The 18,096-nt window shown below is 41.4% G+C and carries 7 protein-coding genes; all 7 read right to left on the reverse strand.

The window, feature by feature from the left end; translation table 11 throughout:
* Positions 1 to 205: 205 nt before the first annotated feature.
* Complete coding sequence (locus PLH26_RS00985) at positions 206 to 2,635, reverse strand: ABC transporter permease (protein WP_324584103.1); 2,430 nt, start codon at positions 2,633 to 2,635, stop codon at positions 206 to 208.
* A gap of 80 nt (positions 2,636 to 2,715) precedes the next feature.
* Positions 2,716 to 5,067: an ABC transporter permease gene (locus PLH26_RS00990; protein ID WP_324584104.1), complete on the reverse strand. Its 2,352-nt coding sequence runs from the start codon at positions 5,065 to 5,067 to the stop codon at positions 2,716 to 2,718.
* 261 nt (positions 5,068 to 5,328) lie between these two features.
* Entirely contained in the window at positions 5,329 to 7,728 is a 2,400-nt protein-coding gene (locus tag PLH26_RS00995) for an ABC transporter permease (RefSeq protein WP_324584105.1), read from the reverse strand.
* Positions 7,729 to 7,967: 239 nt separating this feature from the next.
* Complete coding sequence (locus tag PLH26_RS01000) at positions 7,968 to 10,361, reverse strand: ABC transporter permease (protein WP_324584106.1); 2,394 nt, start codon at positions 10,359 to 10,361, stop codon at positions 7,968 to 7,970.
* A 111-nt stretch (positions 10,362 to 10,472) separates the two neighbouring features.
* Positions 10,473 to 12,857 (reverse strand): ABC transporter permease, encoded by a 2,385-nt coding sequence (locus tag PLH26_RS01005; RefSeq protein ID WP_324584107.1) that lies wholly within the window; start codon positions 12,855 to 12,857, stop codon positions 10,473 to 10,475.
* 189 nt (positions 12,858 to 13,046) lie between these two features.
* The gene (locus PLH26_RS01010; RefSeq protein ID WP_324584108.1) at positions 13,047 to 15,443 is read right to left on the reverse strand and encodes an ABC transporter permease; all 2,397 of its coding nucleotides are present in this window, start codon (positions 15,441 to 15,443) and stop codon (positions 13,047 to 13,049) included.
* A 173-nt stretch (positions 15,444 to 15,616) separates the two neighbouring features.
* Positions 15,617 to 18,016 (reverse strand): ABC transporter permease, encoded by a 2,400-nt coding sequence (locus PLH26_RS01015; RefSeq protein WP_324584109.1) that lies wholly within the window; start codon positions 18,014 to 18,016, stop codon positions 15,617 to 15,619.
* Positions 18,017 to 18,096: the final 80 nt, after the last annotated feature.

Raw genomic sequence — 18,096 nt, forward strand, 5'->3', positions numbered from 1 at the left:
CCATCGGCTATGAGCTGTCAGCCATCGGCTATGAGCTGTCAGCCATCGGCTATGAGCTGTCAGCAATTTTTATTTACAAACTCCTGCATTCGGATATCTCATTTTCTTTCGTCGCGTAACGGCTGTTTCATTTTCAAATTTTCAAATTACCCCGCGGTCTGACGCTTCTTTGTCTCGTGCCGACCGCTACATTTTCAAATTTGCATTACTCCGTTCGGAGTGACTTCACCGGGTTTGCCATCGCCGCTTTTATTGCCTGCGCACTCACTGTGATCAACGTGATCATCAAAGCCACTATTCCTGTTGCAACAAAAATCCACAGCCTTATTGATATGCGATATGCAAAATCCTGCAGCCACTGATGCATAAGATACCATGCAATTGGCGCTGCTATCAAAAATGCAATAAATACAAGTTTTAAAAATTCTGCCGACAATAATCTAATGACGCCAACAGCAGATATGCCTAATACTTTCCGGATACCTATTTCCCTTGTGCGATTGGTTACGGACAGATATGCAAGACCAAATAGCCCCAAACATGCAAGAAGAACAGAAATACCGCCTGCCCAGCTTATGATCCTGCCCCACCGCTGCTGCTCTTTATAAAAGTTATCAAATTTTTCATCAAGAAAATTATAGGTAAACGGCGTTGCAGGCGATATCTTTTTCCATACCGATCTCATTTTAGAAAGGATTGTCCCCGGGTCGCCCGGGTGGATACGCACGAATATTTTGCCGGGTTGAAAACCGGAAGGATAAAAGAACATCTGTGGTCGCACCTGATGTGTCAGATCCTCGAAGTTGAAATCCTTAATAACTCCAATGATTATTTTTGCCGGCTTATCAGCATCCCGCACATTAAATTGCTGACCTATAGCTCTCTCAGGAGAGGTTGAGTTCAATACCGCCTTTACCAAAGCTTCGTTTACAATTACAGCGCTTACGGTATCTGAGGTTAATGCAGGATCAAAATTCCGTCCGGCTATCAGTTGCATACCCATCACCGGAAGGTAATTTTCATCAACAGGATATTCTATCACCGTATTTATCTTCCCGTTAAAATTATATCGTCTGCCCATCTGGCCTTCCTGCGCTCCCAGTCCTATTGAGCCGCTTGTTATCCCGGATATTTGTGGCATGGCTTGTACTGACTGCTTAAATAATTCAAGAGCTCTCGTTTTATCATCCGCATTCACATTTATCATTACCACATTTTCTTTATTAAATCCAAGATTTTTTGAGTGCATAAAAGACAGCTGCTGCAGGATAACTATTGTTGCTATCAATAGCCCTATTGATAAAACAAACTGCAAGGTGACCAATGCCCTGATAAAAAAATTTGAGCCTTTTACCTGTATCTTTTTTCTCAATACTTCAATTGGTTTAAAGCCTGACAAAACGAGTGCAGGGTAGCTTCCGGAAAGCAGCCCGGTAAACAACAACAATCCCGCGAGCAAATAGATCATTTCAGGGTGATCCTTGAAAGACAAACTGATTGCCTGACCTGACAGCACATTAAAATAAGGAAGAAGGAAATAAGTGATCAACGCACCTAATACAGCAGAAAATAAGGTAAGCAGCAATGATTCGGCAAGGAACTGAAGCACCAGCTGCCTCCGCCGGCTGCCCAGCACTTTTCTGACGCCTACTTCTTTTGCACGTCCTGCAGACCTGCCAATTGCAAGCGTAGTAAAATTAATGCACGCAATGATCAATATTCCTGCAGCAATACAAACAAGCAGCCATATATCTTTTACACTTACCGCACCCCATCTGTCCACATCAACGCCCGTGTGCACTTTACGCAGCGGTTGCAAACCATACCCTGACGGAGACAGCCCTTTACCGTTCCATAAACCACTTTTAATAAAGCCTGCCTTTTCATCGGGGAAATATTTTTGTCTGAATACAGCCAGTTGTTCAGGTACTATGTGCGCATTTCGCCTGAGCTGAACGTATACATTAATACCGATAGTCATATTCCAGTTGCTCATACTGGCCTTTCCATCAGGTGTTTGAAGAATATTATCAAAGCTTGTCACTGCTTCAAACCGGATGGAAGAATTTTGGGGTACATTTTCAGCTATCCCTGAAACAGTAAAAGGCTCGTAGTGATCACCTGTTTTTAATGAAAGTTTTTTGCCGACAGGATCATCTGTGCCGAATAATTGCCTGGCTGTAGCCTCCATTATCACAATATTATGCGGTTCATTCAGTACAGTGGAAGGATTGCCTGATATTAACGGGAAAGTAAATACCGAGAACAAAGAGGGATCTGCAAACAAAATATGCACCGCCTGATCTTTCCCGTCCACCCTGACAGCATCACCACCGTCTTTTAATCTCACAAAATTTTCTACTTCAGGTAAATCTCTCTTCATTGCCGGGCCTAATGGCGTTGCAGATGAAGGCTCCATTCCCGAACGTGCTTTCTCACCCGTAAATGACCACCAGTCGTAGACCCTGTATATATTATCGGCATTAATATTAAAGCGGTCGTAGCTAAATTCTTTAACTGCATACAACAGAAAGATAGAAAAGCAGGCAAGGCCTGCCGACAGCCCTATAATGTTGATAAACGAAAGCAGCTTCCGTTGACGAAGATTGCGCAACCCGATTTTGAAGTAATGCATTACCATGTTACACCAGATTTATTTTAAAGTACAGTCATTCCTTAGGTCTTACTCTAAAACCAATGATTAGCTGCTTATCATCACTCCGTTCTTAAGCTCTTTACCGGGTTAGCCATTGCTGCTTTTATGGTATTCAGGCCTACAACTGCCAGTGCCAGCAGGAACATGGCCGCTCCAACCAAAATGAGAACCCATAAGTCAATATGAATATGGTAATTGTATTTTTTAAGCCATTTGCTCATCAGCCAGTAAGTAAGCGGTGCAGCAATTACAAATGCGATGATAACAAGCTTTAAAAATTCTTTCGAGATCAGCATAAGCAATTGCTGCACAGTTGCACCCAATATCTTACGTACACCAATTTCGCGAAACCGCTTTTCAATGGTAAAGGATGCCAGCCCGGCAAGTCCAAGGCAGCAGATGAATATTGCCAGCAGGGAGAATATATTGGCAAGCTTACCGATCAATTCCTCTGTAGTAAACTTTTTTTGAAACTCCTGGTCAACGAACTTATATTCAAAAGGCACCGAAGGATTGTATTTTTTGAATACAGCTTCCAAAAAAGAAATGGCCTTTTGAGCAGGTACCCCCGGCTTTATGCGCATAGTGTTCATGCTTGAGCTATTGCCATCAAAAACCATCAACATCGGATATGGCGGCTCGTACGGGGAAGTCATGATTATATTATCTGTTACACCTATTACCGTATAGTTCCTTCCATAACGCATTTGCATGCCAACAGGATTTTTAAGCTTCATTGCATCAACCGCAGCTTTATTGAGGAGCATTGAAGCTGAATCGGCAGGTGTTCCCGTAAAATCGTGCCCTTCCAGCATTTTCACACCCATTGCTTTTGCAAAGTCAACATCTGTGGCCAGCCCGCCCATAATTATCTGCGCATTGGCCGGCTTGCCTTCATAATCCGGCGCTCCTGTATTCCACCAAACTTCGGTAATGGGCGAAGAAGTTCTGGTAACACCGGTAACAATGCCTGAAGCAAGCAGGTCATTTTTTATTGCAACAAAATTCTTGTCTGTATCCGGTGTTGACGGGATCATTATAAGGTTATTGGGATTGTATCCCACATCCCGGCTTTTTACATGTTGTATCTGCTGGTACACAATAATTGTAGCAGAGATCAGCAAAATGGAAATCACAAACTGCAAAGTAACCAATACATGCCTCGGCAGTATTGTTCGCCTGCCTGATATTTTTGTTCCTTTTAAAACCTTTACCGGATTGAAAGATGATAGGTGCAGCGCCGGGTAACTCCCTGCAACAAAAGCAGTAAACAAAATAACGCCCGATGACATCACCCAAAATGCCGGTTTCATTATATTTAAGGAGAGATGCTTATCTACCATTAAGTTAAATGACGGCAGTAATACAACAACAACAATAATGGCCAGCACAAACGCAATGAGCGTTAAAATAAATGATTCACAAAAAAACTGGACTATCAATTGCTTCCTGCCTGAGCCTAATGTTTTTCTTATGCCTACCTCTTTGGCACGCTTTTCACTTCTTGCTGTGGATAGATTCATAAAATTAATGCATGCCACCAGCAGGATGATCATGGCAATAACAGAAAATAACCGTACATGCTCAATCAATCCGCCAATATTCTTTCCGGTCTCAAAATCACTGTATAACCGCCAGTGATCCATCGGAAAAACAAAATAACTGCTGATATCATCATTACCGTGCGCCCTCTTTATTTTGGTAATCGTCTTATTTAACAAAGCAGTATCTGCCCCGGGTGTTGTTTGTATAAATACATTCCATGATGAATTGATCCATTCATTCATTGAAGCTTTTGTATCAGGGTCGTCGTAATTAAATGGTCTTATCCAATCAAACTGAAAGGTAGAATTGCCCGGGGGATTTTCAACCACCGCGCTTACTTTTACATTCCTGTTATTGTCTATCGTTAAAACTTTATTGACAGGGTCTTCAGTTGCAAAAAATGCTTTTGCAGCGTCTTCTGTAAGGATAACAGATCCCGGATCTTTTAATGCTGTTGCCGCATTTCCTTTAACGAACCGAAACGAAAAGATATCAAAGAAATGATCGCTTACCACATAACCTTTTTTCTTTATCTTATTGTTGTTGTAAGCAAGTATATTTTGTTGCTGGTATGTTGTAACAACAGCATGCTTTATTTGCGGGGAGCTATGCTCAAGTTCCTTTGCAAGAGGCAGCGCCATGCTCCTGTCTGTAAAAATTTGATTTTTAAAATCGCGGTTAGCAATAACCTGGTAAATATTCTTATAATTTTCCTGAAACCTGTTGTACGTAAGTTCATCATACACCCATAGCACAATAAAAATTGCAGAAGAGATACCAATGGTCAATCCAAAAATATTGGTTATAGAAAATCCTTTATTTCTGCGAAGATTGCGCCAGGCGGTTTTGAAATAGTTTTTGAGCATAGAGGGTGATTTCTGATCCGCCCCGGCGGACAGGTTTGTTGATTTCTGATTTAAGCTGCGGGCTATGAGCTTTGAGCTTTCAGCGATTTTTAATTTATAAGCTACTGTATCCGGATATGCCGTTCTTCGCCGCGTACCGGCTGTTTCATTTTCAAATTGCCACATTTTCAAATTTTCAAATTAACCCGCGGTCTGACGCTCCTTCGTCGCGTGCCGACTGCTGCTTTTTGCTTCTCCGCCGCGGCGGATCGCAATGACGGCTCACTCTGAGCGCAATGATTTCACAGGGTTCGCAACTGCTGCTTTTACGGCCTGGAAGCTCACCGTTAACAAGGCGATCATTATAACAAGCAAAGCTGCTATGGCAAACAGCCACCAGCTCAGCGTAATGCGGTAGGGGTAATGCTGCAGCCATTTATCAGAAGCCATCCATGCGGCAGGGATAGCCACCACAAGTGCAATACATACCAGCTTTAAGAAATCTCTTGAAAGAATACCAACCAGGCCGTTAACGGATGCGCCCAACACTTTCCGGATACCGATCTCTTTTGTGCGTTTTTCGGCAGATAACACGGATAGTCCAAACAGCCCGATGCATGAAATAAAAATGGTGAGCCCGGCCCCGAACAAAATGATCTGTTTCCATTTTGCTTCCTGCTGATATGCTTTTAATTTCTGCTGGTCCTTAAAAACATAATTATAGGGATGCAGGGGGTAAAACTGTTTGAAGGTTTGCTGAAGATAATTGAGCACCTGCGTTTCTGTGCCGGGTTTTATTCTTACCGCGTACAGACCGTACAGGTTATCTTTTTTCATCGTGAACATTTGTGGGCCGATCTTTTGATCCAATGCTTTATTGTGGTAATCTTTTACTACGCCGATCACCGTATAAATTTCATTGTTGTGGTAAAAAAAATTAACCGTTTCACCTATCGGGTCTTTCCATCCTGCCTTTTGTACAAACGATTCATTCACCAGTATAGAATGAGCAGCATCACCGGGATGATCCTTTGAAAAATTCCTGCCTTTTACAATGGGTATTTTCATTAACGGTATGTATGATTCATCTACCGTTTCATAATCAAACTGCAAACTGGAATCATTGGATATTCTCGCCATGGTAGACCACCGCCCTCCATTTTTGGCTGCTGCTTCAAGGATATTGGGGTTTTTCTGCAATTCTGCTTTGAACAAGTCTGCTTCATCATGCTTTATCTGATCCTTGTACAGCTCAATAACATTATGATCATCATAACCAAGATCTTTATGCGTGAGATAATTGAACTGGGCGTAAATGGTAAACGTGGCTATAATTAAAAATGAGGCCAGCGCAAATTGGAGCACCACTAATGATCTCTGCAAATGGTTTTTCCCTTTTAAATTGAACCGGCTGTACAAAGTTTCCACAGGATTGTACCCGGATAAAATCAACGCAGGATAAAACCCGGAAAGCAGCCCGGTCAATAAAAAAAGTAAGATGTAACCCCCAATGAGCCTTGCATCAAAAAGATAAAAAAAGCTCAATGCCTTGTTGGCAAGATCGTTGAACAGGGGTAGTATTGTCCATACAACAACCGCCGCCAGGGAAAACGCGATAAAGCATAGTATGAAAGATTCGCCGAGGAACTGGAATATCAGTTGTCTTCTGTCGCCACCCACTACTTTACGGATACCGATCTCTTTTGCACGCTTTACTGAACGCGCAACAGTGAGATTCACAAAATTGATGCATGCGATCAACAACACAAATAACGCAATACCCGACAAAATATAGGAATACACCGGGTTGCTTGCATTGGTCAACCCGTTTTGAGCCGGCAGCTCCGTGCTCATATGCATATCAATATAGGGCTGCAGAAAATAGGTGCCCATTGAAGCATCATCTCCCATGCCGTATTTTTGTACCATTGCCTTAAAAGTATTTCCTGCATCGGCTTCGTAAAACTTCTGCATATTGCTTTCTATCGTTGGTACATTACTATTGGAATTAACCACAACAAATGTGTTGAGAAAGAAACTATACCAATTGTCGTTATTGAGGGCTTCTTCTTCAGATTCCCGGAAAGGAAGCAATATGTTGAACTGGATGGAAGAGTTTTGGGGAACCCGCTTAGCTACCGCCGATACCCGGTGCGGAGAGAAAACAGAATCGGCTTTCAGCATCACTATCCTGCCTACAGCATCCCTGGTGCCAAACTGCTTTATCGCTTCATCTTCCGAAAGCACAATTGACTTTGGATCCGTAAGACAGCTCTCTGGATCACCATGCAGTAAAGGAAAACTAAAGACAGAGAAAAAGGAAGAATCTACATACAACAGGTCATGGCTTTGTATATCAGTACCTTTTTTTATATCCTGCCTGCCGCTTCGTACACGAACGAAAGATTCGATGCCGGGAACATTTGCTGCAAACCGCGGACCCTGTAAAAACCCGGTATTGCCGCTTTTACGCTCTTCACCTTTATAGCTGTTTTTTGATACAATGCGGTAAATATTATTGCCATTCTTATGGAACCGGTCGTAACTCACTTCATCTTTTACATAGAGGATAATAAGCATGGCGCATGCCAGCCCAAGACTTAATCCAAATATATTGATGAAGGAATAGATCTTGCTGCGCCTGATATTCCGGAAGGCAGTGGTGAAATAATTTTTGAACATGATAGCTGGGGATAACTCAAATATTGTGTTTTCAAACAACCGGTATGCCATCATCCAACTATATGGTAATCATACACTTAAAAGGCCGTTTTGTAGTGATGGTGTGCGAAACCGGACGCATGGTGTACGAAAGCGGACAGTACAGTTGGAGGCTTTGAGCTATCGGCCGTCAGTTTTCAGCAATTAAACTTTTTACATTAATCCGGGGACTGATGCTTCTTTGTTGCGTGCTGACCGCTTTATTCACTCCGCAATGCTTTAACAGGGTTTGCCATCGCCGCTTTAATTGTCTGAAAGCTGATTACCATCAGGGTAAGAATTGTGATAGAAGCTCCCGCTATTAAAAATACATTCAATCCAATACTAATCCTGTAGGCAAAACCCTGTAACCATGTATTCATTGCCCACCATGAAACGGGGCTGGCAATAAGCATGGCTATGGATATCAGCTTCATGAAATCCTTTGATAACATGAATGCGATATTTTGGGTTGTTGCCCCTGCTACTTTGCGAATACCTATCTCTTTTGTGCGCTTTACTATGATAAAGGCAGCAAGACCCAGCAATCCAAGGAAAGCAAGCGTGATAGATAATCCGCCAATAATTGTAATCATGGTTGCTGCCTGTCTGTCGGATTGATATACTTCTTTAAAATGTTCATCAAGAAACTGAATACTGATATTCGGATCACCAGAAACAGACCGGAGCCCGGATTCAATATCTTTTATCACTTTAGACATTTTTGAAGCAGACAATTTGATATACAATTGCTTTTTGAACACCGGATTATTTATGGAGCCAATCAGCAAAGGTTCTATCCTGGAATGCATTGAACTGTAATTAAAATCTTTTATAACACCTACTATTATTCCCTGAGGCCAGCCACCGGATAAGTTGATCGGCTTGCCTACAGGATCGGAATAACCAATATGCTTTGCAAGCTTTTCATTAATTATATATTGAGTTGCGTTATTGTTTTCGCTAAAATCTGTACCTGAAATGATTTTCATTCCAAAGAAACCGGCATAGTTTGCTGTTACATTTTCAAAATTTACCGATACGTGCTTTTGTTGGCCGTCGGGAGCAGTATAGTCAACCTCGAAAAGAGATCCGGTTCCGCCCAACTCTGTATAACCGGTAGCAATATCACTTACTCCTTTTATTTGCAACAACTCCGACCGGATTACCGGGAATTTAGCTGCGTTCTGCATACTAAGCGGCACTTTTAGTATCTGGCTGTAAGAATAACCCAAATCTTTATTTTGCAAGAAACTGAGTTGTTGCATAAAAACGATTGTACTAATGATAAAAATCACTGCTATTACAAGCTGGCCTGTTACCAGTATGTTCCTGAAAGTAATGCGGGAACGATTCATTAATATCTTACTTTTTAATATTTCATTAGCTTTTGCAGATGAAATTAACCAGGCCGGATATGCGCCACCAAGAATTGTTGTGATAAACAGCACCAATATATACATAGCAACGAGATTGGATTGAAATAAAGTGGCTACTTCCAATGCGCGCTGCATAATATTATTGAGGAAGGGCAAAAAAATCACTGCCAGGAATATAGCTATTAGTAATGCCGAGAACACAGAAATGAAGGTTTCCGTAAGCATCTGCGATACGATATGAATACGTTTTGCACCAATGATTTTCTTTATCGCAATTCCTTTCCTCCGGTATCCTGAGATGGCTATGGTAAGATTAACAAAATTGGTGCAGGCAATTATAAATATAGCTATGCCAATAAGAATAAAAATTTTAATATACGTACCATCAATTTTATTATAATTAAATAAATCATTGCTTATATCAGTAGATTGTGCATGCACCTGCTTTAAAGGTTGCAAGCGTATATCAATAAACTTATTTTTGGAATGTATAGTTTCAGTTAAACCGGACTCAAGCGCAGCAATATTAATACCAGGCTTTAATTTAATATAGGCAGGTCCAATCATTGCTCCGTAATTGGTTCCCAAAAAGCTTTCTTCAAAATCGTGTGGCACCGGAAGCAATACTTCCGCCCGGATGTGCGAAGTTTCAGGAAAATCCGCGATAATATTATCCACAACCACATATAAAGAGGTATCACCTGAATGTAAAACCAGGGTTTTGTTTAAAGCACTTTCATTCCCAAAAAATTTAGATGCTGTACTTTGAGTAAGCGTTATGGTATTTTGATTGCGTACGAAATTGTTCTTATCACCTTCTACTATCGGGGGATTAAACATTCCCAAGAATGTAGAATCGGTAACAACAGCATTGCTTATTGTTATTTTTTTGCCAGCATATTCCAATATTATGGATGGATAAATAAATGGAATTGCAGGCAGAATACGGGTATAGCTTTCAATTTCCTGATGATTATTTTTAAGAAAAGGAGCTATAGGCGGGTCTATTGCAGCAGAAACCTGTGGTGCAGTACCATCGTAATGCACGTATTCATTCAATCTGAAAATATTGTCATTGTCCGGAACATGATCGTCAAAGCTGATTTCGTTATATACAAACAATCCAATTAATATACAGGCAGCAATGCTTATTCCAAGTCCTGCAATATTTATTATTGCAAAACTTTTATTCCGAATCAGGTTCCGGATCGCTATTTTAAAATAATCCGTGAACATAAATTGTAGCTTTTTAGCAATCAGATTTCAGCAATCATTAAGCATTCTAATATTTATCCGCGGTCTGACGCTCCTTTTGTCGCGTGCTGACCGCTGCATTTCAAATTAACCTCACTCTGTGCGCAACGATTTCACCGGGTTCGCCATCGCGGCCCTTATTGCTTTTATACTTACCGTTATCAATGCTATACCAAAAGTTATCAATGCTGCCAGGGCAAACACCCACCAGCTTACCGCTGTTTGGTAAGCAAAATTTTGAAGCCATTTGCTCATCACCCAATAACCGGCAGGCAATGCAATGCAGGTAGCAAGCAGCACGGGCTTCAATAAATCTTTCGACAATAAAACCACTATACCCTGCACCGAAGATCCCAACACTTTCCGCACACCAATTTCCTTGAAACGCCGGGTGGCGGTAAATGAAGCCAGCCCGAACAATCCAAGACACGCAACAAATATTGCGAGCATGGCAAATACAGATAAAATGGTTTGCTGCCGGATATCTTTTTTATACATATCATTGAACTGTTCATCCAGGAATGTATACTCTACAAGGTAAGCCGGCGCCACTTTGCCGTATTCCTTTTTAATAAGATCAATGCCTGCCTGAACATTCCCAGGCTTTAATTTTATCAGCACAACCCTACGGTCTTCTGCAGGAGAGATCACCAGCGGTTCTATATTCTCTTTTAATGTCTGAAAATTGAAATCTTCAACCACTCCTATGATCCTTCTCTTTGCATTGTCACGCACGGTATTTTGTATCCATTTGCCAATGGCCTGCTCGGGCGTCCAGCCCAGTTTTGCTGCGGCTGTTTTGTTTACCAGCACGGCACCGGTTGTGTCTGTTGGAAACGCTGCCGAAAAATCCCTGCCTGCGATCATTTTTAATCCCAGCACTTTTACAAAATCAAAATCTGCAAATTCTGTTCTTGCATTCCATCGTTCACTACGTCCCTCCACATCAAACACGTGCCCATCGAAAAAACCGCCCGGCTGTCCCGACATACACGATACAGCCTGCACAGCGCTTTGATTTTGCAAACCGGTTTTAAAAGCATTCATGTTGCGGTAAATATCATTATTGTCAATCGGAACGATCACGGTCTGCTCTTTGTTATAGCCGAGCTGTTTGTTCTTAATATAACGCATTTGTTTGGTAATGATAATAGTGCCAACAATAAGAAATACTGAAATGCTGAACTGTACCACCACCAATACCTGCCTGAATGATGCCCCGCTTTTACCCAGTCTTAATTTGCCTTTCAGGGTTTGCACGGGTGAAAATGCCGATAAGAAAAATGCGGGATAGCTGCCGGCCAAAAACCCAACGACAATCACAATGCCAATAAGGAACAGCCAGATGGATAATGCATTCCATGAAACAGTTAATGTGTAACCCAGCAACTGGTTATACCAGGGCATTGCCATTAACAGCAGGGCCACAGAAAGTATGCACGAGATGCTGGTAAGTAAAACAGATTCACCGATAAACTGCCAGATCAGGTTGTTGCGCAAGGCGCCCAATACCTTACGTAATCCAACTTCCTTTGAACGTTCTGCTGCGCGGATAGTGGAAAGGTTCATAAAATTGATACAGGCAATTAAAAGTATAAGGATAGCAATAGAAAGAAAAATGTATACCGCCGTTTTATCGCCATGCTTAACAACACCGCCGAATTCAGCAGGTGTTTCAAAATAAATATCTTTTAGCGGTGTAAGCGAAAGCGTCCAGTGAAATCCATACCTGCGCAAGTCGCTGCCTAAATATTTTTCAATGAAGCCGGGAAACTGTTTTTCTACCTGTGATCTTGTTATACCCGGCAATAGCTTTATGTAAGTATAAATGCCATTATTGATCCAGGTGGTCATCCAGGTTCTGTCTTTATAATTTTCAATCGGGATCACCAGTTCAAATTCAAGATGCGAATTGGAAGGAACGTCTTTGGCAATGCCGGTAACTTTAAGGGGAATATCTTTATCAAGCAGAACCGTTTGCCCGAAAGCATTGTCAATGTTCCCGAAATACTTTTTTGCAGTTGTTTCGGTTAATACAACGCTATGAGGCTCCTGTAATACGGTTCGCGGATTTCCTTTTAACAAAGGAAATGAAAAGAAGCTGAAGAAATTGCTGTCTGCATTAATTATTTTCTTTTCATGAAAAGACCGGTTGTCAATGGTAATAAGATTGTCGTTTTGATTGACCCGGACAACATTTTCAACCTGGCCTTTAAAATCATTCTGTAACGCGGGGGCGTACATGCCGGACAAATAAGACACACTTCTTGTCTGCCCATCGTTCTTATAACCCCGCATCACACGATAAACGCGGTCTCCGTCTTTATGAAAATGATCCACGCTGAATTCATTCATGATGAAAAGAAAGATCATCATGCAAACAGCGATACCAATGGTTAATCCGAGAATATTGATGAATGAAAAAGTTTTGTGCTTCATCAGGTTTCTGAATGCAATCCTGAAATAATTGCTAAGCATACAGGGTGATTTATGATTTCTGATCCGCCCCGGCGGACAAGTTTGTTGATTTTTGATTTAAGCTGCGGGCCTATGGGCTTTGAGCCGTGAGTTATCACGTTCGCAATTCATATCGTTACATTTACCGCGATCTGACGCTCTTTCGTCGCGTGCCGCCCGCTTTCATTTCCACATTTCTCACATTTGCTGTTACTCCGTTCGGAGTGACTTTACCGGGTTTGCCATTGCCGCTTTTATTGTGGTGTAGCCAACAGCCAGCCATGCTACAACCAGCGAGCAAATAATGGTTGCAATAAAAAGGCCGGCACCCATTGTTATCCTGTACACATACTGTTGCAGCCATTCATGCATAAAATACCATGCAATAGGCGTTGCAATAAGAAATGCAATTACGATAAGCATGGTAAACTCTTTCGACAACATCACTGCTATACCGTAAGTAGGTGCTCCCAAAACCTTCCGTATTCCAATTTCTTTTTTCCTTTGAGCTGCTATGAATGAAATCAAACCATATAGGCCGAGACAGGAAATAAAAATGGCAATCCCTGAAAATATTTTATACAATGTTGCCATCTCATTTTCCTGTTTATAAAAGGCAGCTAATGTTTGATCAAGAAAATCATATTCAAATACATAATCAGGATAATAGTTGTTCCATACTTTTTGCAATGAGCCTATAACCTGTTGTGCCTTTTGTAAATCAATCTTTATATTGGCAACACGATAGCTGCGTTTAATCGTTGTCATTACGGTGGGGCCAATAGCATCACGCAGAGAAAATGTATGATAATCCTTAACAACGCCTACAATTGTTCCCTGCCGGCCTGCAACATTCACTATTTTACCTACAGCTTTATCTGCGCCGGTTAATCCCATATTTTTAACAACTGTTTCATTCACCACAAATTCCCTTACTGTATCAGAAGGAAAATACATACGGCCGGCTATCAACTTCAGGCTGTACAGTCCGAAAAATGAAGTATCTGCCGGTTTCATCTGTACGATCATCTTTGGGTTTGATTTGTTATTATCATTTGTTTGAAAATCCGTAGCCCAGCCGCCGCTTCCCGCCGGGGTAAACAAGCTGAGGCTTACTTGTTTTACTCCATTGATTTTTTCAATTTCATTTTTCAGAACGTCAATTTTGGTATAGCTGAGGCTGTCTGACGGAAAACCTGCATTAATAACAGCTTCTTTAGTGAAGCCCATGTCTGCATTCCTGAAATATTCCATTTGTGATGCAACTATTAATGTTCCGATGATCAATGCCTGTGCAATTACAAATTGAAAAACAACCAAAGCTCTTCTTAAAGAAATGCCCCTTACACTTACATTAACTGAGCTCTTCAAAACATTGATTGATTTAAAACCCGATAAAACCAATGCCGGGTAAATACCTGACAAAAGCACTACTGCAAAAAATGTCATGAAAGCACAAAGAATAAAGCCGGGTTTCAAAAATGCAGTAACTGATAAATGGATATCCAGCAATCCATTTAAAAAGGATATACAGGCTATTGCAATGACCATTGAGCCCAGCAAAGCCAGGGAAGTGGTAATGCCGGTTTCACCAAGAAACTGTGCCATAAGCTGTTTCCTGCTGCTACCCAACACCTTTCGAACGCCTACTTCGCGAGCCCGGCCAACAGCCCTTGCCGTTGTAATATTTATGAAGTTTATACAGGCGATAACCAGGAGAAAAATGCCAATGATATTCAGTGCCAGTATAAGATCTTTACCAAAAGTGCGGCCGGTGAAGTTACCATAGCGCTTATCAAAATGTATTTCCTTTAATGGCTGGAGAGATAAAAAATAGCCGGGATTTACCGGTTTAATATGTTTATCGGTAAACTGATCAATCAATTTGCTGACCTGGCCTACCGATGCATTTTTATCCAGTTGAATAAAACAATAGTTATCATCTGAAATGCCTGACCAGTCGGCGGCACTTTGCGGGTTCATAAGCGTGGAGTAAGAAACAACAACGCCTAAAGGGAAGTCTGTGTTTGCCGGAGGGTTATCAAGAACGCCTGTTACTTTCATTACTCTTTGATACAGCTTCAACGTTTTACCCAAAGCAGCCTGCCAATCACCGAAATATTTAACAGCGATATCTTTCGTAAGCAACACTGTATTAGCATCATTCAGCGCAGTTTTTAGATTTCCTGCAATCAGGGGGAAGCTGAACATCTCAAAGAACCGGGGATCTGCGGAGCATACATTCTTTTCCCTGAACTTCTTTACTACTGTTCCATCTTCTGCCGTCGTGCTCACCTGAACATCATTGTCTCCATAAATGGCAGCAACACGTTTCAACTGTGGTATATCAGTACGTAAACCTTGCGTAACAGGAAAAGGTACACCGGTTCTGTATTCGCGGTTTTCTGCGGATCTTCCAATACGAACCACACGATAAATCTGGTCTTTGTTTAAGTGAAAATCTTCGAAACTTTCCTGGTACTGTACAACAAGAAAGATCAGGAAAAAGGCTGCAAGTCCTACCATTAGTCCGGCAATATTGATCATTGAATTACTCCAGTGCTTTTGCACGTTTCTTATTGCCGTTTTCAGATATGTTTTAAGCATATAATGGATTTATGATTTTAAACTTGTACTATTCTTATCTCCCTACCCCGCGGTCTGACGTTCCTTCGTTGCGTGCTAACCGCTTTCATTTCCACACTTTCACATTTCTCACATTTCCACATTAAATGCGCGGTCTGACGCTCCTTCATCGCGTGCCGACCGCTTTCATTGTACTATTCACTTCGCAATGCCTTAACGGGGTTCGTTATGGCCGCTTTAACAGATTGAAAGCTGATGGTAAGAAAAGCAATTAATATTGCCACTCCCCCCGCTACCAGGAATATCCACAAGCTGATGTTAATGCGATAGGCATAATCCTGCAGCCACCGGTGAACGGCTAACCCTGCTAACGGCCAGGCAATCAGGTTGGCTATCAAAACATATCTTAAAAAATCTTTGGATAGCATCAGCACAATATTTTGCAATGATGCACCCAATACTTTCCTGATCCCTATTTCTTTTGTTCTTTTCTCTGCGGAATAAGAAGCCAGTCCAAACAACCCGAGACAGGAAATAATAATTGCCAATATGGCCAATGTGCCTATAACGGTGCTGATTTGTGAATCGGCACGATAGATTTCCTGAAAATGTTCATCAAGAAACTGGTATTCGAAAGGAACGTCCGGACAGTTCTTTTGCCATACGGATTGAATAAAGGCCAGTGATTCTTTGGGTTTATTGGCATTGATCTTCACCGACATATTGCTGAAGCCCCAATTGGTCATATTGAACAGGAACATCGTTTCAATTTTATGATGCAAAGAATTAAAATTGAAATCTTTTGCTATACCAACGATCTTACCTGTTGAATCGAAGCCGAAATGTTTTCCCAATAATGACGACATATCAGCATTCGTATCATCTTTCATTAATTCTTTTGCTAATGATTCATTAATGATGTATTCCCGGCCATTGGCTGAAGGACCGGGTAAAAAGTCTCTGCCTGCAGCCAGTTTAATTTTATATGTTGCGAGGTAATCAGGATCAACTATAAGTCGTGTTGAAGTAAGCTGGCGCAATGGCCCGTCGCCTTTAAATTCAATGCCCGACTGATCGAGGTGACTGCCAAGCACATCCTGGGAAGCAGTAACAGACGTTATTAATGTATTTTGAAGAAGATCTTTCTTTAAAATATCAAATTTTTCAGAAGTCCTGTCACGAAACGGAATGGTCACTATCTGTTCACGGTCAAAACCGGTTGGCCTGTTTTTCATGTAATTCAATTGCTTTATCGCAAAAACAGTAGCTATAATGAGAAAGATGGCGGAGGCAAACTGTGTAACAACAAGCATATTTCTTAATGTTCCCTTGTTCTTACCGGTTTGAACGGAGCCTTTCAATACTTTAACAGGAAGAAAAGAAGACAAATAGGCGGCAGGATAAAGACCAGCCATTATTCCAAGGGTAATGGAGCCGGCAACGACGTAAAGCGCAGTTTGCCAGTTGGTGAAAATGGGAAAAGCCAGTTGCCGCTGGCTTAGCTGATTTACGGAGGGTAAAAAAAGCTTTACGAGAATAATGGCAAGGAACATGGCGACAAGCGACAGCATTACAGATTCCCCGATAAATTGAACGGATAATTGCCACCGGAATGCACCTACTGATTTTCTTATACCTACTTCCCTTGCCCTTTCGGCAGAGCGGGCAGTAGAAAGATTCATAAAGTTTACACAGGCGATCAGCAATACCACGAGCGCGATAATAAAAAAGATATTGGTGTAATTTTTATCGAACTGCTGGTAGTTGAATTTATCCAACCCTATATCTGTTGCGCCTGCATGTACGTCTTTTAACGGAAGGAGGAATAATTCATAATTTTTCCAGTTATCGTTCGACATATGATTTTTAAGGAAGGCGGGGAATTTGTTTTCAAGCGCAGCAATATCGGTGCCGGGCGTTAATTCAAGATAAGTATTCAGCCAGTTGCCTCCCCAATTGTTCATCCATTCCGGACGGGCAATGGTGCTGAAAGAAACCAGCGCATCAAATTGTAACTGGGAATTTCGGGGAATATTTTCCAAAACACCTGTTACAACAACGCGGGTAGTATCATTTCTGCCATAACTGGCAAGCGTTTTTCCTATAGGATCTGTATTGCCAAAGTACATTTCTGCTGCAGCCTGGGTCAGCACAATGCTATTGGGCTTCTCCAGCGCTTTGCTTCGGGAGCCTTTTAATAAGGGGAAATCGAAAATGTTAAGAAAGGTAGAATCAACAAAACATATTCTTTTAATGTATATTTTTTTATTCTCTAAGAATAACGGTTCATTTTCGGCTGCATTGATCCGTGTAAAATTTTTTATTTCGGGGAATGCTGCTTTTAATGTGGGTCCCATGGGGAACATGGTAAGAGCTACTTTTTGTGCGGCTACCATGCCCTCAAATTTCTGTACTTCGTTTAGCCGGTAAATATTTTTTGTATGGAAATTGTCAAAGCTTCTTTCATAAAAAACAAAAAGGAGAATAACTATACAGGCTGCCATGCCAATGGCAAGGCCGATAATATTAATTGCGGAATAGGTTTTATTCTTCCACAAATTTCTCCATGCGGTTTTGAAATAATTTCTAAACATAGAAATTGATTTATGATGCTTGGTTTGTTAATTCCTGATTTAAGCTGTGGGCTGGGCTATGAGCCATCAGCGATCAGCTT

Source organism: Agriterribacter sp., from assembly GCF_035444585.1.
In the GTDB taxonomy this organism is placed as follows: domain Bacteria; phylum Bacteroidota; class Bacteroidia; order Chitinophagales; family Chitinophagaceae; genus Agriterribacter.